General features: G+C 46.2%; 19 protein-coding genes. 8 read left to right on the forward strand and 11 right to left on the reverse strand.

Annotation, left to right across the window (positions count from 1 at the left end; translation table 11 throughout):
• Positions 1–50: 50 nt before the first annotated feature.
• The 11 genes from OM978_RS18335 to ampD all read right to left on the reverse strand — a co-directional run bounded on the left by OM978_RS18335 (position 51) and on the right by ampD (position 15,825).
• Positions 51–1,322, reverse strand: coding sequence for an ammonium transporter (locus tag OM978_RS18335; protein WP_264343746.1), 1,272 nt, complete (start codon positions 1,320–1,322; stop codon positions 51–53).
• Between the two features lie 10 nt (positions 1,323–1,332).
• Positions 1,333–1,671, reverse strand: coding sequence for a P-II family nitrogen regulator (glnK, locus tag OM978_RS18340; RefSeq protein ID WP_008899672.1), 339 nt, complete (start codon positions 1,669–1,671; stop codon positions 1,333–1,335).
• A 181-nt stretch (positions 1,672–1,852) separates the two neighbouring features.
• Complete coding sequence (locus OM978_RS18345) at positions 1,853–2,227, reverse strand: YacL family protein (protein WP_264343747.1); 375 nt, start codon at positions 2,225–2,227, stop codon at positions 1,853–1,855.
• Positions 2,228–2,301: 74 nt separating this feature from the next.
• Positions 2,302–4,899, reverse strand: a complete 2,598-nt coding sequence (gene acnB, locus OM978_RS18350; RefSeq protein ID WP_264343748.1) for a bifunctional aconitate hydratase 2/2-methylisocitrate dehydratase — start codon at positions 4,897–4,899, stop codon at positions 2,302–2,304.
• 257 nt (positions 4,900–5,156) lie between these two features.
• A complete protein-coding gene (locus OM978_RS18355) occupies positions 5,157–7,247 on the reverse strand; it encodes a M13 family metallopeptidase (RefSeq protein WP_264343749.1) in 2,091 nt (696 codons plus the stop codon).
• A gap of 159 nt (positions 7,248–7,406) precedes the next feature.
• Positions 7,407–8,819 (reverse strand): dihydrolipoyl dehydrogenase, encoded by a 1,413-nt coding sequence (lpdA, locus tag OM978_RS18360; RefSeq protein ID WP_264343750.1) that lies wholly within the window; start codon positions 8,817–8,819, stop codon positions 7,407–7,409.
• Positions 8,820–8,962: 143 nt separating this feature from the next.
• Entirely contained in the window at positions 8,963–10,594 is a 1,632-nt protein-coding gene (gene aceF, locus OM978_RS18365) for a pyruvate dehydrogenase complex dihydrolipoyllysine-residue acetyltransferase (RefSeq protein ID WP_264343751.1), read from the reverse strand.
• 11 nt (positions 10,595–10,605) lie between these two features.
• Positions 10,606–13,272 carry a pyruvate dehydrogenase (acetyl-transferring), homodimeric type gene (aceE, locus tag OM978_RS18370; RefSeq protein WP_264343752.1) on the reverse strand — a complete coding sequence of 889 codons (2,667 nt, stop codon included), beginning with the start codon at positions 13,270–13,272 and terminating at the stop codon, positions 10,606–10,608.
• Positions 13,273–13,340: 68 nt separating this feature from the next.
• Positions 13,341–14,102 carry a pyruvate dehydrogenase complex transcriptional repressor PdhR gene (gene pdhR / locus OM978_RS18375; protein ID WP_233078757.1) on the reverse strand — a complete coding sequence of 254 codons (762 nt, stop codon included), beginning with the start codon at positions 14,100–14,102 and terminating at the stop codon, positions 13,341–13,343.
• A 286-nt stretch (positions 14,103–14,388) separates the two neighbouring features.
• Positions 14,389–15,276 (reverse strand): beta-lactamase regulator AmpE, encoded by an 888-nt coding sequence (gene ampE / locus OM978_RS18380; protein WP_264343757.1) that lies wholly within the window; start codon positions 15,274–15,276, stop codon positions 14,389–14,391.
• Positions 15,277–15,825, reverse strand: coding sequence for a 1,6-anhydro-N-acetylmuramyl-L-alanine amidase AmpD (gene ampD / locus OM978_RS18385; RefSeq protein ID WP_264343759.1), 549 nt, complete (start codon positions 15,823–15,825; stop codon positions 15,277–15,279).
• Between the two features lie 77 nt (positions 15,826–15,902).
• Here ampD and OM978_RS18390 point away from each other — a divergent pair, with 77 nt between their 5' ends.
• The 8 genes from OM978_RS18390 to coaE all read left to right on the forward strand — a co-directional run bounded on the left by OM978_RS18390 (position 15,903) and on the right by coaE (position 23,245).
• Entirely contained in the window at positions 15,903–16,421 is a 519-nt protein-coding gene (locus OM978_RS18390; protein ID WP_264343761.1) for a TIGR02281 family clan AA aspartic protease, read from the forward strand.
• A gap of 48 nt (positions 16,422–16,469) precedes the next feature.
• A complete protein-coding gene (gene nadC / locus OM978_RS18395; RefSeq protein ID WP_264343763.1) occupies positions 16,470–17,339 on the forward strand; it encodes a carboxylating nicotinate-nucleotide diphosphorylase in 870 nt (289 codons plus the stop codon).
• A gap of 116 nt (positions 17,340–17,455) precedes the next feature.
• A complete protein-coding gene (locus OM978_RS18400) occupies positions 17,456–18,106 on the forward strand; it encodes a cold shock and DUF1294 domain-containing protein (RefSeq protein ID WP_264343765.1) in 651 nt (216 codons plus the stop codon).
• A gap of 194 nt (positions 18,107–18,300) precedes the next feature.
• The gene (locus tag OM978_RS18405) at positions 18,301–18,678 is read left to right on the forward strand and encodes a pilin (protein ID WP_264343767.1); all 378 of its coding nucleotides are present in this window, start codon (positions 18,301–18,303) and stop codon (positions 18,676–18,678) included.
• A 90-nt stretch (positions 18,679–18,768) separates the two neighbouring features.
• Positions 18,769–20,466 (forward strand): type IV-A pilus assembly ATPase PilB, encoded by a 1,698-nt coding sequence (gene pilB / locus OM978_RS18410; protein WP_264343768.1) that lies wholly within the window; start codon positions 18,769–18,771, stop codon positions 20,464–20,466.
• A gap of 31 nt (positions 20,467–20,497) precedes the next feature.
• Positions 20,498–21,718, forward strand: coding sequence for a type II secretion system F family protein (locus tag OM978_RS18415; RefSeq protein ID WP_264343770.1), 1,221 nt, complete (start codon positions 20,498–20,500; stop codon positions 21,716–21,718).
• Positions 21,718–22,599 carry a prepilin peptidase gene (locus OM978_RS18420; RefSeq protein ID WP_264343771.1) on the forward strand — a complete coding sequence of 294 codons (882 nt, stop codon included), beginning with the start codon at positions 21,718–21,720 and terminating at the stop codon, positions 22,597–22,599. Before OM978_RS18415 ends, OM978_RS18420 begins: the two co-directional genes overlap by 1 nt.
• 22 nt (positions 22,600–22,621) lie before the next feature.
• Positions 22,622–23,245 (forward strand): dephospho-CoA kinase, encoded by a 624-nt coding sequence (gene coaE / locus OM978_RS18425; protein ID WP_264343772.1) that lies wholly within the window; start codon positions 22,622–22,624, stop codon positions 23,243–23,245.

Here is a 23,245-nt window from a genome sequence, read left to right on the forward strand (position 1 = left end):
TGGCTTGGCAACCAGCTCCTGAGAAGCCCCACCGGCTCTCCCCAGGCTGCCTACTTTACTGTCGATACAAATTCAGGATAGGCTTCTACGCCACACTCTGAACGATCAACACCTTCATATTCTTCCTGCTCTGTGACACGGATACCCACTGTCATTTTCAAAGCAAACCACACTATTAAACTCGCCACAAAAACCCAGACGAAAATAGTAGCAGCACCAGCCAGCTGACCCACTAAAGTGGCCGACTCTTTGGTCAGAGGAACAATCAATAATCCAAATAAACCTACAGTACCGTGCACAGAAATCGCACCTACAGGGTCATCAATTTTTAACTTGTCTAAGGCAAGGATAGAACCCACCACTAACACACCGGCGATAGCACCAAAGATAGAAGCTTCTAAAGGTGTTGGTGTTGAAGGTTCTGCGGTAATAGCAACCAGACCAGCTAAAGCACCGTTTAACGCCATGGTTAAATCAGCCTTTTTGAACAACAGCATAGACAGGCTAATAGCAGCAATAGTTCCTGCAGCAGCGGCAGCATTGGTATTTAAGAACACCACAGCGACAGCATTAGCGTTAGCAATATCACCTAATTTCAATACTGAGCCACCGTTAAAGCCAAACCAGCCTAACCACAGAATTAAAGTACCTAAAGCCGCCAGTGGCATATTGGAACCAGGGAATGCGTGAGCTTTGCCGTCTTTACCGTATTTGCCTTTGCGGGCACCTAACAGGATAACACCAGCTAAAGCAGCAGCAGCACCAGCTAAATGCACTATGCCTGAACCTGCGAAGTCAGAGAAACCTAAGTCACCCAAGCTGTATAAACCAAATACAGACTGACCACCCCAGGTCCATGAACCTTCCATTGGGTAAATCACACCAGTCATTACTACAGCAAAGGTCAGGAAAGCCCATAACTTCATACGCTCAGCCACAGCACCAGAGACGATAGACATAGCGGTTGCAACAAACACCACCTGGAAGAAAAAGTCTGAAGACTTAGAGTAAATAGCTTTGCCTTCAAAACCATTTTCACGCTCAGCGAAGCTGGTTAAAGTCTGAGCCACATCAACTTCACCAATACCGGTTAAGAAGAAACCACCGCTGTACATCAGCTGGTAACCACAGACCAGATACATCACACAAGCCACTGAATAAAGGACGATATTTTTTGTCAGTATTTCTGTGGTATTTTTCGCACGTACCAAGCCAGCTTCGAGCATTGAAAAGCCAGCTGCCATCCACATCACTAAAGCGCCACACACCAAAAAGTAAAAGGTGTCCATCGCAAACTGTAAATGATAAATTTGTTCCTGCATGATTTACCCCTTAGATGGCTTCTGAGTCCATTTCACCTGTGCGGATACGCACTACTTGTTCCAGATCATAAACGAAGATTTTTCCGTCACCGATGCGGCCTGTGTGTGCAGCTTTTTGGATCACTTCCAATAAACGCTCGACGTTTTCATCCAATACCGCGATCTCCAATTTTACTTTAGGTAAAAAATCGACCTGGTATTCCGCTCCCCGGTAAAGTTCTGTATGACCTTTCTGACGACCGAAGCCTTTCACTTCTGTCACAGTAAGACCTTCAATACCGATGTCCGCAATCGCTTCACGGACATCGTCAAGCTTGAATGGCTTGATGATGGCACATACGAGTTTCATGGTTATTATCCTTATGGTGTCTTGTTGCATTTGCCAATAAGACAAGAAAACCTTGTGCCAAGATTTATAATTGTTATTTTTCAATAAGTTACAAAATTAATTTTTAAATGTTCAAAAAAAACGCACCAATAAGGTGCATTTATTCACTGCCAGAGTGCAGCTGATGGGTAAAAAAACTAAATCAGGCGGGTAAAAATTGTTGCCATTGCTGCACTAAATGCAGCAGATCTTCCAGGCCACATTCGGCATAAAGCTGGCTTTGGTCCAACTCCAAATCCTGCTCTGGATCCAACTCCATGTGAGGACTTCCTTCCTGCAACAATGCGTAATGACAAATCACCACTTCAGAAGCCTGTACCGTCAGGCGATACTCTTTACCATCCCATTGATACTGACTCTGTGCATTCAGCTGCTGTAGCTGTTCCAGCAGCTGCTGATAAGCACTCGCCCGCCGCTCAAATTCATCCAATAAAAAACACTGCAAAGCCAGCTGCTCAGAACTTAACTTCAGGCTGTAGCGCTTCGCATCAGTGTTGTAGGTAAAATCGAATTCCATCACTCACCTGCCCCAAGAATAGTGGCTAATAAAAAGGCCCGCTAAGCGGGCCTTATTGCATCACGTTAAGTCAATTATACAGCTTGCTGAATAATCACATTGGCCGCTTTGCTGGTGTACTGGCTCATCTGATGGAAATTCAGGTAGCGGTAGGTGTCCGCAGCCGTCGTTTCGATCTGTTTGGCATACTCCAGATACTCCGGCACTGTTGGCAGACGGCCGATAATAGCAGACACAGCAGCTAATTCAGCAGAAGCCAGATAAACGTTAGCGCCCTGACCTAAACGGTTCGGGAAGTTACGGGTAGAAGTAGAGACTACAGTGGTATTGTCGCCTACACGAGCCTGGTTACCCATACACAATGAGCAACCTGGGATCTCAATACGGGCGCCAACACGGCCGAAAATACCGTAATAACCTTCTTCGGTCAGCTGATCTTTATCCATCTTAGTTGGTGGAGCAATCCACAGACGGGTTGGGATCTGGCCTTTGAACTTGTCTAACAATTTACCGGCAGCACGGAAGTGGCCGATGTTAGTCATACAAGAACCGATAAAGACTTCATCAATGTTGTCTCCTGCAACTTGTGACAATAAACGGGCATCATCCGGGTCATTTGGTGCACACAGAATTGGCTCTTTAATATCAGCCAGATCGATTTCGATGATGGCAGCATATTCAGCGTCAGCATCAGCACGTTCAAGTTTTGGATCAGCTAACCAGGCTTGCATGGCCTGAACACGACGTTCAATAGTACGTACATCGCCGTAGCCTTCGCTCAGCATCCACTTTAACATCACGATGTTGGATTCTAAGTACTCTGCAACTGAAGCTTCAGACAAAGTGATAGTACAACCAGCAGCTGAACGCTCAGCTGATGCGTCAGACAATTCAAAGGCTTGTTCAGCCGTTAAATGTTCCAGACCTTCAATCTCTAACACACGACCAGAGAAAATATTGACCTTGCCTTTCTTCTCAACCGTCAGCAAACCCTGCTTGATACCGTAGTAAGGAATTGCATGCACTAAATCACGTAAAGTGATACCAGGCTGCATTTCGCCTTTAAAACGTACCAGCACAGACTCAGGCATATCCAGTGGCATCACACCAGTAGCAGCAGCAAAAGCTACTAAACCAGAACCTGCCGGGAAAGAAATACCAATAGGGAAACGGGTGTGAGAGTCACCACCAGTACCTACAGTGTCTGGTAACAACATACGGTTTAACCAGCTGTGGATAACACCATCGCCTGGACGTAAAGAGATACCACCACGGTTCATAATAAAATCAGGCAATGTGTGGTGCGTGTTCACGTCAACCGGCTTAGGATAAGCAGCAGTGTGACAGAACGACTGCATCACTAAATCAGCAGAGAAACCTAAACAGGCTAAGTCTTTTAACTCATCACGAGTCATAGGGCCTGTAGTGTCTTGCGAACCTACTGTGGTCATTTTTGGTTCACAGTATTGGCCAGGACGAATACCTTTTACGCCACATGCTTTACCAACCAACTTCTGCGCTAAAGTGAAACCTTTGTTGGTTACCACAGTCACAGCAGGACGTTCAAACACTGTAGAGTGCGGTAAACCTAAAGCTTCACGGGCTTTGTCTGTTAAACCACGACCGATGATCAGAGGAATACGGCCACCGGCACGCACTTCATCAAGCAACACGTTCGAGCGCAGTTCAAAAGTAGAAACCACTTCATCAGTGCCATGGCGTTTGACCACTCCCTGATGTGGGAAAATGTCGATCACATCACCCATGTTCATGTTCGACACATCTAATTCGATAGGTAATGAACCTGAATCTTCCATTGTGTTGAAGAAAATAGGTGCAATTTTGCTACCTAAACAAACACCACCAGTGCGCTTGTTTGGTACGAATGGAATGTCGTCACCCATAAACCACAGCACTGAGTTAGTGGCTGATTTACGGCTTGAACCTGTACCGACCACATCACCGACATAAGCCAGTGGGAAACCTTTGGCGATTAAGGCTTCGATTTGCTTAACCGGGCCTTTTGAACCAGGTGCATCAGGCTCGATACCATCACGCACGTTTTTCAGCATAGCTAAAGCGTGCAGAGGAATATCAGGGCGTGACCATGCGTCCGGAGCTGGTGATAAATCGTCAGTGTTCGTCTCACCTGTCACTTTAAATACAGTCACAGTGATTTTTTCAGGGATAGCAGGCTTGCTGGTATACCATTCGGCGTCAGCCCAGCTTTGTAATACAGCTTTGGCGTGCACATTACCTGCGTCTGCTTTTTCTTTCACGTCATGGAAAGAATCAAACATCAGTAAAGTGTGAGATAAACCTTTAGCTGCTAAAGCCGCTAATTTTGGGTTATCCAGCAAATCGATCATTGGCTGGATATTGTAGCCACCAAACATGGTGCCTAATAATTCAGTTGCACGCTCTGGGGTGACTAACGAGCTTGTCACTTCGCCTTTGGCGACAGCAGTTAAAAAGCCGGCTTTAACATAAGCAGCTTCGTCCACGCCTGGTGGAATACGGTTCTCTAACAAATCAACTAAGAATGCACCTTCACCTGCTGGTGGGTTTTTCAGTAATTCAGTTAACGACGCCACTTGTTGCGCGTTAAGTGGCAATGGAGGAATGCCTTGAGCAGCACGTTCAGCCACATGTTCACGGTATTGTTGAAGCACAGTAATGTCCTCTGGTTAGGTCGCCACAGAGTACTGTATCAGTACCGCAGCGATAGACAGGAATCTCGAACAGGCTGGATTATAAGAAAAAACGGCCTGAATTGACACCTGAGTATAAGCAAGCAAGCTTATAGTCGCTATAACTTTCGTGAATACCATCCCTAGTTGAGAATCATTCTCAAGAATAATACTAAAACTGGTCGTGCAGATAATCAAATGGCCGCGTTAAGCGGCCATTTGTCAGTAATAAAAACGAATTACCAAATCTTCACGCGGTTTTCCGGCGCTATATACAGCTTGTCGCCTTCTTTCACATCAAAAGCTGTGTAGAACACTGGCAGGCTGGAAACAATACCGTTGACGCGGTAATGTGGTGGTGAATGTGGGTCAGTCGCTAATTGCTCTTTCATCACTTCATCGCGGTATTTAGAACGCCATACCTGAGCCCAGCTTAATAACACACGCTGATCACCGGTAAAACCATCCATCACAGGCGCTTCTTTGCCTTCCAGTGAGATATGGTAGGCTTTCAGAGCTACAGTTAAACCACCTAAGTCACCGATATTTTCACCTAAGGTCAAATCGCCGTTGACGAAATGGCCTGGTACCGGCTCATATTTGCTGTACTGTGCGCTTAAGGCTTTACCCAAAGCCTGGAACTTGGTTTCGTCCTGCTCTGTCCACCAGTTGCGTAAGTTGCCTTCGCCATCATACTTGGCACCCTGGTCGTCAAAACCATGGCCAATTTCGTGGCCAATTACAGCACCAATACCGCCGTAGTTCACCGCATCTTCAGCCGCCATATTAAAGAATGGAGGTTGTAAAATAGCAGCAGGGAACACAATTTCATTATTTGACGGGTTGTAGTATGCATTGACCGTTTGTGGTGTCATAAACCATTCGTCTTTATCGATTGGCTTACCTAATTTAGCCAACATCTGGTCGTAACCCCAATGGGTTGAACGCACAAAGTTACCTACTAAATCATCGGCTTTAATCTCCAGGCTGGAGTAATCTTTCCACTTGTTTGGGTAACCAATTTTTGGTGTAAAAGTACCCAATTTAACCAATGCAGCTTTTTTGGTGTCTTCTGACATCCATTCCAGATCTTTAATCGACTGCTCGTAGGCTTTGATTAAGTTCGCCACCAGCTTTTCCATATGAGCTTTGGCTTCTGGTTTGAAGTGACGTTCCACATACAGCTTACCTGTTAACTCACCTAACACAGAGTCACTGGCATCCACAGCTTTTTTCCAGCGTGGTTTTTGCTCTTTTACGCCACGTAAAGTGGTGGAGTAAAACTGGAACTGACGATCTTCAAAGGCTTTATTCAGCTTGTCTGCATAGGCATTTACCGTATGGAAAGTCAGGTAGTCCTGCCAGCTTTGTATATCTGTAGCTGCAACAATTTTACCTAGCGCTTCAAAGTAGCTTGGCTGGCCAATAATGATTTCATTCACATTGTTCAGTTTAGAACCTGCAGCAAAGTCGCTCCAGCTTAACTCACCCAAAGTTTTGGCTAAATCAGCAGTGGATACTTTGTTGTAGGTTTTATCCGCGTCGCGGTTTTGTACACGGGTCCACTGGTTTTTCGCCAGTTCAGTTTCCAGTGCATACACACGTTTAGCAGCAGCTGCAGGGTCTGCATGCTTAGCTAAAGTAAATAAATCCAGCAGGTAAGTCTGATATTCAGCCTGAATTTTTTTCGAAGCTTCATCATCTTTGGTGTAGTAATCACGGTCTGGTAAACCTAAACCGCTTTGATCCGCATAAACAGCGTATTCAGTAGATTTTTTGGCATCGTTGTTAACGTACCAACCTAATGGAATAGTCACGCCATCACGTTGCAGTGAGGCAAAAGTGCTGGCCAGTTGCTTTTTGTCTTTTAAGCCCTGGATCAGTTCCAACTGAGGCTGTAAGGCGGTTAAACCAAGCTCTTCCAGTTTGGCTTCATTCATATAGCTGTTGTAGAAGCTACCTAACTTATGGCCATCTGAACCAGGCGCTAAATCAGTGCGGCTGGCGACTTCATCAATAATGGCTTTAACAGCCAGCTGAGAGTTGTCAGCCAGTACATGGAAAGAGCCGTACGAAGATTTTTCCGCAGGGATTTCAGTTTTATTTAGCCAGCCGCCGTTCACAGCTAAAAAGAAGTCATCCTGAAAACGTACTGCTGAATCAAAGTTTTCTTTATCAACACCAGACACCAAAGCGACTACAGCAGCTGTAGCTTGTTGTTCTGCTGCTGGTTTTGCGGTTTCAGTGGTAGTGGTTTCTGGGGCTTTGCCACAGGCTGCCAGACCAAGCGCTATCGCAACGCTTAAGGCTGTTAAGGTAATTTTTTTCATCCGAAGGGTTCCTGCCAAAATTCAGAGGGTTGACTAACTGCACCATACTACTCTTGGCTGCGCTTTTTTGTTAATGGAAGTTGTAACAAAATATAAAAAAACCGGCTATGCGAAGCAATTGCCGGTTTTTTTCATGCCATCTCGTTAAGAGAATTAAGCTTATTTTTTCTTCGCTTTTGGATTTGGCAGGTCAGTAATAGAACCTTCGTAAACCTCAGCTGCTAAGCCAATAGATTCGTTTAAGGTTGGGTGAGCATGGATGGTCAGAGCTATGTCTTCAGCGTCTGCACCCATTTCTACAGCTAAGCAGATTTCACCTAACATTTCACCAGCGTTAATACCGACAATAGCGCCACCTAAAATGCGGTGTGTTTCTTTGTCGAAAATTAACTTAGTGAAACCTTCACTGCGACCTGAGGCGATAGCACGGGCAGAAGCGGCCCAAGGGAAAGTTGCAGTTTCAACAGCAACGCCTTTTTCTTTAGCTTCTTTTTCAGTGATACCAACCCATGCGATTTCCGGATCTGTGTAAGCAACAGATGGAATGCAACGTGGGTCGAAGAAATGCTTCTGGCCAGCAATTACTTCAGCAGCCACATGGCCTTCATGTACAGCTTTATGCGCTAACATAGGCTGACCTACTAAATCACCGATAGCATAGATGTGCGGTACGTTGGTACGCAGTTGTTTATCTACGTTGATAAAACCACGCTCATCTACAGTTACACCAGCTTTTGCTGCATCAACCAGTGCGCCATTTGGGCGACGGCCAACAGCAACTAAAATTTTGTCGTAACGTACAGCTGTCGCTGGTGCGTTTTTGCCTTCGAAGGTTACATATAAACCATCAGCTTTGGCTTCAACAGCAGTCACTTTAGTCGACAGCATAATGTTGAAGTTGTCTTTGTTGAACTTGGTGTACACCTTCACCAGATCCGCATCAGCAGCAGGAATTAACTGGTCAGCAAATTCAACTACAGACACTTTAGAGCCTAAAGCACGGTACACAGTACCCATCTCTAAACCAATGATACCGCCACCTAATACCAGCATTTCGCCAGGAATGTCTTTTAATTCCAGAGCACCGGTAGAGTCGATCACACGTGGGTCATCTTTTGGAATAAATGGCAGAGCAACAGGCTCAGAACCAGCTGCAATAATAGCGTTGTCGAAAGTAATAGTAGTATCACCAACAACCAGCGTATTTGGGCCAGTGAATTTACCGTAACCAGTCACTACTTTAACTTTACGCATTTTAGACATGCCAGATAAGCCGTTGGTCAACTGACCTACAACTTTGTCTTTCCAGGCGCGGATTTTGTCTAAATCAATTTGTGGAGCACCAAAAGTAACACCGTGAGAGGCCATTTCTTTGGCATCGTCGATCACTTTTGCTACATGTAATAAAGCTTTAGATGGGATACAGCCAACATTTAAACAAACACCACCAAGTGTGCTGCGTGCTTCAACTAAAGTCACTTCCAGACCTAAGTCAGCTGCGCGGAATGCTGCAGAATATCCACCAGGGCCGGCGCCTAACACCACAACTTGAGTTTTGATTTCGTTGCTCATCGGTTTACCTTTTTTATCTTTTGCTAAGATAGCCGCCAGTCAAAGCGGGCGGCCAGGAAATAAAGTGACGGAATTTTATCACCCTACCTGAAAGATGTCCCGTATCTTTTCAGAACACAGGACAACTTTCGGGCTTGTATCTATTACATAATGATTTGGCGGATATCCGCTAAATACGATGCCAAAGTCGCAGTGAAACGCGCAGCTAAAGCACCATCAATCACCCTGTGGTCATAAGAGACAGACAAAGGCACCATCAGGCGTGGTTCAAACTCTTTACCATTCCACTTAGGTTTGATATCAGATTTTGACACCCCCAAAATAGCCACTTCAGGCGCGTTGACGATAGGCGTAAAGGCCGTACCACCAATACCGCCTAAGCTGGAGATGGTAAAACATCCACCCTGCATATCGGCAGCAGTCAGTTTACCTTCACGGGCTTTTAATGAAATATCCTGCAGTTCGCGGGATAACTCGATAATGCCTTTTTTATTCACATCACGTACCACAGGGACCACTAAACCGTTTGGTGTGTCGACCGCTATACCTAAATGCACATATTTCTTCAGGATCAGGCTGGAACCATCTTCAGATAACGAGCTGTTAAAGGTGGGGAACTCTTCCATCGCTTTCGCCACTGCTTTCATAATAAAGACTAACGGGGTGTATTTAACGCCCATTTTCTTTTTATCAGCCAGTGCGTTTTGCTCTTTGCGGAATTCTTCCAGGCCAGTGATATCAGCTTCATCAAACTGAGTCACATGCGGAATACGTACCCAGTTACGGTGTAAATTCGCACCAGATAACTTCTGAATACGGGACAGTGGTTTTTCTTCCACAGCGCCAAACTTGCTGAAATCCACTTTTGGCCAAGGAATTAAATCGAAACCCACACTGTTGCTACTGCTGGTGACGTTGCCTTTGCCTGATGCCACTTGCGCAATAATGTTTTTCACATAGTTTTGCACATCTTCGCGCTGCACACGGCCTTTACGGGCTGTGCCTGTGACCTTGCTTAAATCAACACCAAACTCACGGGCTAAACGACGGACCACTGGCGATGCATGAGCATAAGCCTGATTCTCGGTAAATTCGCTTGTTGAAGCAGATGCCGCTGCAGCCGGAGCTGATGCTGCAGGCGCTGGAGTTGCTGCCGGAGCTGGCGCAGCAACAGCAGCCGAAGCTGCTACCGCAGCAGCTGCAGCTGATGGAGCACTGCCAGCCACTTCAAATACAAAGACTGAAGAGCCTGTTTGTACTTTGTCGCCTACTTTGACTTTGATTTCTTTGACAGTACCAGCAAATGGCGCTGGTACTTCCATTGAAGCTTTATCACCTTCCACGGACAACAGAGACTGATCAGCGGCAACAGTGTCACCGACTTTCACCATCACTTCAGTCACTTCAACGGCGTCACCACCAATATCAGGCACCTGAACTTCTTTTAACTCTGCAGCTGCAGGAGTGGCCGGAGCAGCAGCAACCGGAGCTGGTGCAGCCACTGGAGCAGGAGCCGCAGCGGCTGGCGCTGCAACAGCAGCACCTTCAGCTTCGAATACCATAATCAACGAGCCGGTTTTCACTTTATCGCCAGCTTTGACTTTGATTTCTTTAACAGTACCGGCTTGTGCAGCTGGTACTTCCATTGAAGCCTTGTCGCCTTCTACCGATAACAATGACTGGTCCAGTGCAACTTTGTCGCCCACCTTCACCAGTACTTCGGTGACTTCAACTTCATCCGCACCTATGTCCGGCACATGAATTTCAATCGTCATGACAAATCCTCTTATGCGTACAGTGGGTTAGTTTTGTTGGTGTCGATACCAAAACGGGCAATGGCGTCTGCCACTAACTGCTTGTCGATTTCACCGCGTTTAGCCAATTCACGTAACGACGCCAGAACTATGTAACCTGCGTTCACTTCGAAGTGACGACGCAGATTTTCACGGCTGTCAGAACGGCCAAAACCATCTGTACCCAGAACTTTATAAGACACCGCAGGTACAAAAGAACGCACCTGATCAGCATAGTTTTTAATGTAGTCGGTCGCTGCAATAGCAGGAGCTGAACCTAACACTGTGGCAATATATGGCACTTTTTCTTCTGCCATAGGATGCAACATGTTGTAACGCTCACAATCTTGGCCATCACGAGCCAGCTCGTTAAATGAAGTCACGGAGAACACGTCTGAGCCTACACCATAATCTTCACTTAAGATTTCAGCCGCTTTACGCACTTCATTCATGATAGTGCCGCTACCTAACAGTTGAACCTTGGCTTTTTCACCGACATGGCTTTCCAGTTTATAGATACCACGACGAATACCTTCCTCAGCACCTGCTGGCATAGCAGGGTGATGGTAGTTTTCGTTCATCACTGTGATGTAGTAGTAAATATTTTCCTGCTCAGCACCGTACATACGACGGATACCATCCTGGATGATCACCGCCAGCTCATAAGAGTAAGTCGGATCGTATGAAATACAGTTAGGCACTGTGCCCGCCAGAATATGGCTGTGACCATCTTCGTGCTGTAAGCCTTCACCATTTAATGTCGTACGGCCAGCAGTTGCACCTAACAGGAAACCACGGGCTTGCTGATCACCAGCTAACCAGGCCATATCGCCGACACGTTGGAAACCAAACATGGAGTAGTAGATATAGAATGGGATCATCGGCAGATCGTTGGTGCTGTATGAAGTAGCAGCGGCGACCCATGACGCCATCGCACCCAGCTCGTTGATACCTTCCTGCAATACCTGACCTGAAGTTTCTTCTTTGTAATAAGACACCACAGCGCGGTCTTCCGGCGTGTAGGTCTGGCCACGTGGGTTATAAATACCAATCTGGCGGAATAAACCTTCCATACCAAAAGTACGGGCTTCGTCTGCAATAATAGGCACAATTTGCTGACCGATATTTGGATCTTTCAGCAATACGTTCAGTGACCGCACAAAAGCCATAGTGGTCGAAATTTCACGTTTTTGCTCTTCCAAAAGAGGCTCAAATACGTTCAGCTCTGGCAGAGTTAACGCCTTAGTGAAATTCGGTAAACGCACTGGCGTGTAACCATTTAACGCATTACGACGGGAATGCAGGTACTGATGTTCAGGTGAACCTTCAGGCAGTTGAATATAAGACAGAGCCTGTACATCTTCTTCGCTGATGTAGTCTTCCAGGTTCAGGCGCTTACGGATTTGTAGCACATGGGTCATATCCATTTTCTTGACCTGGTGCGCAATGTTTTTGCCTTCAGCCGCTTCACCCATGCCATAACCTTTGATGGTTTTGGCCAGGATCACAGTTGGGCGACCTTTGGTTTCCTGAGCAGATTTAAAGGCTGCGTATAACTTGGACGGCTCATGACCACCACGTTTTAACGCGAAGATTTCTTCGTCTGTCATATCAGCCACTAGAGCTGCAGTTTCAGGGTAACGTCCGAAGAAATGCTGACGTACATAAGCACCGTCTTTGGCTTTATAGGTCTGGTAGTCACCATCTACAGTTTCGTTCATCAGCTGCAGTAATTTGCCTGTGGTGTCTTTGGCCAGCAGCTTGTCCCAGCCACTGCCCCATACCACTTTAATCACGTTCCAGCCGGCGCCGCGGAATAAACCTTCCAGTTCCTGGATGATTTTACCGTTGCCCATCACAGGACCGTCTAAACGTTGCAGGTTACAGTTCACCAGGAAACACAGGTTATCCAGCTTTTCACGGGCAGCAAAAGATAAAGAACCACGGCTTTCCGGCTCATCCATCTCGCCGTCACCTAAGAAGGCATACACACGCTGTTGGCTGGTGTCTTTCATACCACGACCATCTAAATACTTCAGGAAACGGGCCTGATAGATAGAAGTGATAGGACCTAAGCCCATAGAAACAGTAGGGAACTGCCAGAACTCAGGCATTAATTTAGGGTGTGGGTAAGAGGATAAACCTTCACCACCGACTTCCTGACGGAAGTTGTCCAGCTGATCAGCTGTTAAACGGCCTTCGACAAAAGCACGGGCGTAGATACCCGGAGAAATATGGCCTTGGTAATACACCAAATCGCCGCCGTCTTTTTCATTCGGCGCACGGAAGAAGTGGTTAAAACAGGTTTCGTAAAACGCAGCTGAAGACTGGTAAGACGCCATGTGGCCACCTAAATCCAGCTCTTTTTTCGAAGCGCGTAAAACGATCATAATAGCGTTCCAGCGGATCACTGAACGGATACGTTTTTCCAGATTTACATCACCCGGATACGCAGGTTCCTGCTGTGGCGGAATGGTATTGATGTAATTGGTGGTGATGCCTGTTGGCATATCCACGCCTTCCAGACGAGCCTGTTCCAGCACTTGTTCTAACAGGAACTGAGCGCGCTCTACACCCTCGGTGCGAACTACAGATTCAAGAGCCTCTAACCATTCTTTGGTTTCGAGCGCGTCGATGTCAATCTTATTGACTTCAGACATATCAAAGTTTCCTTAATCAGTTCCACGCCAGAGAGCGGAACATTAACAGTTAAAAAGTATGCTTACGCTCATTCGCTCTGTTGTGAACGTCTGAGCGAGCGTTCAATGCGTGAGCGCTCCCGGTCAGCTTCCAGCAATGCCTCTTCGATAAAGGCTAAATGGCTGTTGCTGGCTTGCCGGGCTTGCTCCGGCTCGCCATTGATCACCGCTTGCATCAGGCGATGCCTGTGCGAATTCAGCTGGCTCACTATGCCTTCTTTTTCCCGCAAAACTTCAAGGTTTAACTTGATGTTTTGCTCTACCAGCGGCGTTAAACCGCGCACCAAATGCAAAAGCACCACATTATGCGATGCCTCTGCAACCGCCGAATAAAACTGGCCTACCGACCGCGCTTCAGCGTCTAAATCCTGTTGCTGCTGGGCAGCACATATTTCTTCGTAACGTTGTTTAATCAGCTCGTAATCCGCTTGCGTGCCACGCAGCGCAGCGTAATAAGCACAAATGCCTTCTAAAGCGTGACGAAACTCCAGTAAATCAAATTGCGATTCTGGGTGACGACCAATCAGAGCAAATAAAGGATCGGTTAAACCCACAGCCAGATTTTCACAGACATAAGTGCCACCACCCTGACGGCGATTCACCAAACCTTTGGCTTCGAGCTTCTGAATAGCTTCACGTAAGGATGGACGGGAGACATCAAATTGCAGCGCAAGTTCACGTTCAGGCGGTAACTTTTGTCCGGGCGTAAAAGTACCTTCCAGCAGCATATGTTCCAGTTGCTGGACTATTTGGTCGGACAATTTGGCAGGTTTGATTCTCAGACTGGACATTGCCACCTTGATGTTAAGTCTTTGGTTATTGTTTTGGTTATTTCAAGTTGACCACTTGTAAATTGGTCTTACCAATTCAATTTAATGCGGCATAACTTAGCAGAAAGGATTCAAACTGTAAATTAAACTGCGGAATTATGCGACCAAAGCGGGTAAATAATTAGAGCAAAAGCTCAAAAATGAAGAGAGGAAAATACGGCAAGAAAATTGGTCTGACCATTCATAAAATTCGGGTCAGAGTAAAATTAAACGGCTTGGCTTAATTTTACTCTGACCCGAATTAAGTTTAACCCAGCCAGCCTGAGAGTGTCAGAACTGCTACTAAAGCGAGGAAAAATAGCACATTACGTTTAGCTAACTGCACCATACAAGCGGTTTCTTCAGCGCAGTTATAAGCATCATCAGGCAAAGGCTCAGCCGCTTTTGCTACTGTGGTCACTACTTTATCTGCCGGCGTTGAGAAGTCGCCTAAAAAGCCTAACAACGCAGCAGAAGCTCGGGAGAAATGCCCAACCAAAGCTAAACCTACGCCAAATAAACGTGCCGGCACCCAGTCAGCCCAGAACATCAGTTGTTGGAAGACTGCTGGAATATCAGGTGCGACTTCAACAAATTCAGCGCTTTCATCACCTTCTTCCGCCAGTTTTACTGCTTTATCCCAGCTGGCAGGTTCATTCATCTGACGCAGCAAAGCGTAAGTGATAGCACCAGCCCCACCTAAAATAGCAAACCAGAACAAGACTGCGGCGTAATACCGGAAATTCAACCAAACCAGACGTTGGCCATAACTTAAGTCAGCATCTGTTAAACCCACATCCGCACTTAATTGCTGCATAGTTAAAAAAGCCGCTTCGTTATCCGCTCTTTCGCTGGCGTTTAAATATTGTTTGTACAACTGACGATAATGCCAGCAGCCAATACATACCAGTAATACCAGCGTGTTCAGCACTAAAGTCACCAGACTACTGCCGATTAACCACAAAACCAGAGCATATACAATGCCCGGCAACAGCACCCACAGATACTGGCCTTTACTTTCGCTGACTAATTTGGACAAACCTGAGCTTTGGCTTACAGACAGGTACTTTTTGGCATAAAACAAAAACTGCCATGCCTCACTGCGTACCGCCAGCCGTTCAATAATTAAGGCGATAAGCATACTGATCAAGGTCATTTATCCATTCTCCTTTAACGCAGATTGATAACGGTCCCAGTCAAACGACGGACCAGGATCGGTTTTCCGACCCGGCGCAATCTGCTGATGTCCCACAATACGTTCCAACGTGATAGCCGGAAAGTCTTGCATCAGTTGTCTGGTTAACAGCACCAGACTTTGATACTGCATATCTGTATAAGGCAGATGTTCAGTACCCTCTAATTCTATTCCTATCGAAAAATCGTTACAGTTTGGCTGCCCGTTAAATTCCGATAAACCAGCATGCCAGGCTCTGTAGTGAAAAGGCACATACTGCCGAACCACACCGTTTCTGAAAATAACACAATGCGCCGATACCCGAACACCAGCTAAATCCGCAAAACTGTTATCGGCAGCAGTATCCAAAACACCCATAAATAAATCATCGATGTAGCTGTTGCCAAACTGGCCCGCTGGCAAACTGATGCAATGGATCACCAACAAGCTGATATCAATGTTATGCGGTCTTAAGTTCCAATGTGGACTTGGTCGCTGTTCAAGTTCAAAGGAAACCGGGTCTTGGTTCACCGTATAGATCCTGTTTTGCAAATGCGCTTCATGCTCGGTTAAGCTGGAGCCTTTATTGTCAACCCTGAGACTTTGGAATGCAAGCATCTGACAATACAACTAAATTAGGTCGGTTATTTAGCTGGATCAGTTGGCTGCTGTTGCTTGGGCTACTGTACTGTTTTTTTGAAGATCAGATTTCGTTACAAATAAACCCCAATCAGCAGCTGCAAAGTCAGGTTGGTAGCAGCGGTGAAAAAGTCACAGTGCTCAAACGTAACAAAGCAGGACACTATGTTGGCACCGCCTTGTTTAACGGTGTGCCTATGGAATTTATGCTCGATACAGGAGCAACAGTAGTCGCTGTATCAGAGCAGGCCGCACAAAAGCTGGGGATGAGCAAAGGCCAGCGTTATCAGGTCAGCACAGCCAATGGGCCCGCAGCTGCGTACGACAGCCAACTGAATAGCCTGCAACTGGGTGATATTATGCTGACTGACATACGCGCCAGTATCACACCTGGCTTACATGGCAGCGATATTTTGTTAGGCATGAGCGCACTAAAACAATTAGAATTCAGCCAACAACAGGATGAGCTGAAGCTAATCCAACGCTAATTTTAATTGGCCTTATGACCGATTATGACACCGGAACTATAAATACAGATGATTAACGTCCCTTACCTTACTGATTTACAACGGGATATTGAACTGACTGTTCGTCAGGCACTGGCCGAGGATTTAGGCCATTTACCACTGGAGCAAGGTGATATTACGGCGTCCTTGATCCCAGCAAGCCAGCAAGCCAAAGCCACTATTATCAGCCGCGAAGACTGTGTGTTTTGTGGCAGCGCCTGGTTGACCGAAGTATTTCGCCAGTTGTCCGCAGAAGTTCAGGTGGAATGGTTTGTTCAGGATGGTGAAAAAATCACTGCTAACTCCATATTGTGTGAGCTGACGGGACCTGCCCGTATTTTATTAACAGGTGAGCGTACCGCACTTAACTTTATCCAGAGTTTAAGTGGCACAGCTACTACTACGGCTTTGTATGTGTCGTTATTGGAAGGCAGCGCCACCCGCTTGCTGGATACCCGCAAAACTTTGCCTGGTATGCGTTTGGCGCAGAAATATGCTGTGGCTTGTGGTGGTGGTAAAAACCACCGTCTGGGTTTATACGATGCGTTCTTAATCAAAGAAAATCATATCGCAGCCGCTGGTTCTATAGATAACGCGGTCAGCATAGCGCGGCAAAATTTCCCGGGGAAACCTGTCGAAGTCGAAGTGGAAGATTTGATTGAATTTGAGCAAGCCCTCAAAGCCGGTGCTGACATTATCATGCTCGACAACTTCCATATTGCTGATATCCAGCAAGCCGTCAGCCTGAACAAAGGTCGGGCCAAACTGGAAGTGTCAGGCAATATCACTGCTGAAGCACTGCGTTCGTTAAGCAGTACAGGAGTGGACTACATCTCCAGCGGTGCTTTAACTAAAAACCTACAAGCCATTGATTTATCTATGCGTTTACGCAGCATCTAAATCGAAACAAGCAGATGAGGACTATGGCCTCATCTGCTGTCATTCGTCGCAGCGACCAGCAAACTGATAAAAGACTGATACACTTTATCTAGTGTTCCCGCACCGCTGTGATCGTTATGAATCCTGTCCCTCTATTGCAAGGCACTGTCAGCTACTGGCGTGACGACAAAGGTTTTGGCTTTATTACAACCGATACTTCAGAGCGGGTGTTTTTTCATATCCGCGACTTCACACAGCCACCGGCAAGACGTCCACAGCAAGGTGACAGACTGAGCTTCCAGCTAGGTTTGGACAAACAACAACGCTCTTATGCTCTATCGCTGCAACTTGAAGAAAGTACCCTAGCGCCGATAAAACCAGCCAAAGCAACTGGACCTGACTTTTATCAGATCCAGCAGCATGCCTGGTGTTTCCGCTATTTGTTTTTTGCCTTACTGTTACTGTCTTTATTGGCTGGCTCTTTTGCTTTTACGGTGCCTTTGTTTTATCTCGAAGCCAGTCTTTTTACTTACTGGTTGTATCAAATCGATAAAAAGCTTGCTGCCAGTGGACAAAGCAGTCGCTTACCTGAAGAGAGTCTACAAATGTTTAGTCTGATTGGTGGCTGGCCCGGCGCTTTAGTGGCACAAAAACGTTTGCACCATAAAGTACATAAGATGCCCTTTCAACGTGAATTCCGTTTTGTGATTTATGGTAACAGCTGCTTTTTGTTATGGCTTTTATCCGACTCAGGCGCTGCGTTTTTACATAAAGTAGCGCTGTTCTGAACAGAGCATACTGAACACTGTAGAATGCCAGTGGAAAATGGGTTTTAAAAATCAGCAATTTAACTCGTTGTTCACTTTTTCTATCTGCTTTGTTTGCAACTGAAATTAAACATCTGGCCAAAGCTTGCTTAATAACAAATATTAACCAGAATTAAGTAGCCCCGTATGTGGGCAAACCAATCAGGAGATGTTCCATGAAACGTAATCAAGGTTTTACCCTCATTGAATTAATGATAGTTGTTGCAATCATCGGTATTTTAGCTGCAATTGCTTTACCTGCTTATCAGGACTACACCGCCAAAGCCAATGGTTCAAATGCAGTGGCTTCGTTAGGTGGTCAGAAAATTAAAGTAGCTGAAGCCTTTGCCACAGGCGGTTCTTTAGGTTGTACTGACTCAGCAAACGTAGCTATCCCCGACTGTACAGGTGCTGGCGTGCTTGCCAGAACCTATGGAGGCATTACGGCCACTATGACCCCAACTGCGCCATTGGCAGGCTCAGGTCTCAATATTACCTGGACTTGTGCACTAACAGGTTCTGGTGCCGTACCAATTAAAGGCTGTGGTATTTAAGCTTTATTGTCTGCACAGAAAACGGCCCCGCATGGGCCGTTTCTCTCCCACTGAAACCACACAGGGCCAGCTTCACCATAAAGGATCTGTATGGCATTAAACCCAAGCTCAATTTTACTAAAACGTTTGCAACAGGCGAATCTGGTCGACCCGCAGATCACCGCCAAACTGCTGCAAGAAAAAAGTCACCAGTATCAAACTATTGCCGATTTGTTAATTGGCGAAAAACTGATTCAATCAAAAGTACTGGCAGAAGCCGCAGCCTCTTTTACCTTACACAGCTCTATGGATTTAGACTTTTTTGATATCAATGCTATCCCGGAGCAACTACGTAACGAAAAACTGATTCGTAAACACCATATTCTGCCGCTGAGTAAAAGACATAAAACGCTGTTTCTTGCAGTGGTCGACCCGACGGATATGACCTCTGTAGAAGATTTTGAATTTAATACCGGCCTGAACGCCGAAATGATAGTGGTCGAGTTTGATAAGCTGCACAAAGCGATCGACAAGCTCTTTGATACCACAGCTACTGACAGCTTTACCGATACGCATTGGGATTTGGCAAAAATGGGCCTGGCCGGTGGTGAAGAAGAAGACACCAAAGCAGTGGGTTCGGACAGTGAAGATCAGCCTATTATTTCTTTTATCAACAAAATGCTGCACGACGCTATTCGTAAAGGTGCTTCAGATCTGCATTTTGAGCCTTACGAAAAAAGCTACCGTATCCGTTTTCGGATTGATGGTATTTTGCATGAAGTTGCATCACCACCTGTAGCTTTATCTACCCGCTTATCCGCCCGTTTAAAGGTGATGTCCAGATTAGATATAGCCGAAAAACGTGTGCCTCAGGATGGCCGCATTAAATTAAAATTGTCTCAGAAAAAGTCGATAGACTTTCGGGTCAGTACTTTGCCGACCTTGTGGGGCGAAAAAATAGTGATGCGGATCCTCGACTCCGACAGCGCTATGTTAGGTATTGATATTCTGGGTTACGAAGTAGAGCAAAAACAGTTGTATCTGGACGCCTTAGCCCAACCACAAGGCATGATTCTGGTGACAGGCCCGACGGGCTCAGGCAAAACCGTCTCTTTGTATACAGGGCTGAATATTCTCAATACCGAAGAAACCAATATATCCACAGCTGAAGACCCGGTTGAAATTAACCTGCCAGGTATCAATCAAGTGCAGGTCAATCCAAGAGCGGGATTGACCTTCCCTTCTGCGTTAAAAGCTTTTTTACGGCAAGACCCTGATGTCATTATGGTCGGTGAGATCCGTGATATTGAAACCGCTGAAATCGCGATTAAAGCGGCTCAAACCGGGCATTTAGTCTTAAGCACCTTGCACACAAACTCAGCGCCTGAAACCTTAACCCGCCTGCTGAATATGGGTGTACCAGCTTATAACGTCGCAAGCTCTGTCACCTTGATTATCGCTCAGCGCCTGGCTCGGCGTTTATGCAACCATTGCAAAGCCGCAGAGCAACTGCCCGAACAGGAAGCGTTAAAACAAGGCTTTTCTGCCACGCAGCTCAGCCAACTCAAACTGTTTAAGCCTGTGGGTTGTGATCATTGCACTGGCGGTTACAAAGGTCGTTTGGGCATTTATGAAGTCATGCCTATCACAGCGCAAATTGCGGCGAAAATTATGGCAGGAGCTAATTCGCTGGATATTGCCGCTCAGGCACAAGTGGAAGGATTCCCAAACTTACGCCAGTCGGCGTTAAAAAAAGCAGCAGCAGGCTTCACCAGTCTGGCGGAAGTGAATAGGGTGACCAACGCTTAAGCCAACACAAAGCGCAGTAAGGATCAGAATCATGGCCGAAGTAAAACTCAAGCAGCTGGATATCTTCCTGTGGAAAGGCATTAACAGAAGAGGTAAAACCAGCAACGGTGAAATCAGAGCTGGTTCTGTGGCCGAGGCCAAAGCTTTGCTGCGGCAACAGGGTTTTACTCCGTCTTCAGTCAAGAAAAAAAGCAAACCTCTGGGGTTCACTAAGCCATCGATTAAATCCTCTGATATCTCTGTCGTCACCCGGCAAATTGCCACTATGCTGGGTGCTGGGGTGCCTTTAGTGCAAAGTATTGATCTGATTGCCAGTGGCGCCAGTAACGAAACCTTACGCCAGCTGATGGCAAAAATTTCAGTCAAAGTGCAAGGCGGTACACCTTTATCCGAAGTCCTGCGTGAACACAAAGACTATTTTGACGAACTTTACTGCGATTTGGTCAAATCCGGTGAACAATCCGGTGCTCTGGACAGAATTTTTGACCGCATAGCCATTTACAAAGAAAAAGCTGAAGCACTGAAATCTAAAATTAAAAAAGCCATGTTTTACCCTATAGCGGTAGTAGTGGTTGCAGGCATAGTCACCTCAATTCTATTGATTTTTGTGGTGCCACAGTTCGCTGAAATTTTTGGCAATATGGGCGCAGAACTACCTGCTTTTACCTTGTTTGTGTTGAGCATTTCCGAATTTATGCAAAATTATTGGTACATAGTATTAGGAATTGTGGTGGCAACCATAGTGGCTATGTCAAAATCCTATAAAACCAGCCAGAGCTTTAAAGTAGGCGCCGATCACGCCATTTTGAAACTGCCTATTATCGGTATGATTTTAAATAAAGCGGCGGTCGCGCGTTACGCCCGAACTTTATCCACTACTTTTGCGGCCGGTGTGCCTTTGATTGAGGCTTTGGAATCTGCGGCAGGAGCTGCGGGTAATGAAAAATACCGGGCTGCTATTTTGTCAGTGCGCGAAGAAGTCGCTGCGGGTAATCAAATGCATTTGGCGATGAAAAATACCGCGGCTTTCCCTGAGATGGTGAACCAGATGGTGGCGATAGGTGAAGAGTCTGGCGCACTGGACAGTATGCTGTCCAAGGTGGCGACTATCTATGAACAGGAAGTGGATGATGCAGTGGATGGCTTAACTGCCTTGCTTGAACCCTTGATTATGGCGGTATTAGGTGTCTTAATAGGCGGACTTATTATTGCGATGTATCTTCCGATCTTCCAACTGGGCAGTATTGTGTAATGGATTTTTTCTCTCCTCTGGTACAAGTGTTCGAACAGTCTGTACTTACTTTTTATATCATAGTGACGCTTTTTAGTCTTGCAGTTGGCAGTTTCCTCAACGTGGTGATCTACAGATTACCTAAAATGATGGAATTGGCCTGGCAACAGGATTATCAACAGTACTTTAGTCAAAACGCCGAGCAGACCAAAACCAGATTTAATCTGGCTTTACCGCATTCACATTGCCCTAAATGTCAGCATCAGCTCTCTGCTCTGGATAATATTCCACTGGTCAGCTGGCTGCTGTTAAAGGCCAAATGCCGTTATTGTAAAGCCCCTATCAGTGTGCGTTATCCGGCTATTGAAGCATTTACGGGCTTGTTGTCTCTGCTGGTCGCTATGCATTTTGGTGTGACAGAACAGACCCTGATTTATTTGCTGGTCACCTGGTGCCTGATTGCCTTGTCCTTTATTGATATCGATAAAATGTTGTTGCCGGATCAGATCACTCAGCCGCTGCTCTGGTTTGCCTTATTACTCAGCGTCACAGGCTTTACTGTGTCCCCCACCGACTCATTGATAGGCGCTGCTGCAGGTTACTTAAGTTTATGGTCGGTATTCTGGTTATTTAAACTGGTCACAGGTAAAGAAGGCATGGGTTATGGTGACTTTAAACTGCTGGCTATTTTTGGCGCCCTGCTCGGCTGGCAATTATTGCCATTAATTATTTTATTATCTTCCGTGGTAGGTGCTGTGTTGGGTTCGCTGATGCTACTGATACAGGGCAAAGGCAAAGCAACGCCTATTCCTTTTGGACCCTATATCGCGGCGGCTGGCTGGATTGCGATTTTATGGGGCAAGGATATTACTGCCTGGTATCTGGGTACTATGGGTCTTTAGTCAGCACAAGGCAGTTAGATTTATGTCCGGATATATAGTAGGTCTGACCGGCGGTATAGGCAGCGGCAAAACCACTGTCGCCAATTTGTTTCATGATTTAGGTGTACAAAGTGTCGATGCTGATCTGGTCGCCCGTGAAGTGGTGATGCCGGGAGAAGCAGCTTTGGCAGCCATAGTGGAGCACTTTGGCACTGGTATTTTGCAGCACAACGGCCAACTGGACCGCGCGATTTTGCGAGCTAAAATTTTTGCTGATGAAGCCGAAAAACACTGGCTAAATCAATTATTACATCCGCTGATACGCCAACGTTTACTGCAGCAGTTACAACAATGTACATCAGACTACGCTTTATTAATTGCCCCTTTGTTGCTGGAAAATAAGCTGCAAACCTATACAGACCGTGTGCTGGTGGTCGATGTGCCAGCAGAGCTGCAACTCAGTCGCACTATGCAGCGAGATCAGGTGCCGGCAGAACAAGTCCAAAACATCCTGAACAGCCAGATAGCGCGGACAGAGCGTTTGCGCTTGGCTGATGACGTATTGCTGAATACAGTGCCACTTTTTGAGCTCCAACCCCAGATACAGCAGCTACATAGCAGTTATCAGCAGTTTGCCAAGGAAAAACTAGCAAAAAGCTCTACTTAG

The organism is Rheinheimera sp. MM224 (assembly GCF_947090785.1).
GTDB lineage: Bacteria > Pseudomonadota > Gammaproteobacteria > Enterobacterales > Alteromonadaceae > Pararheinheimera.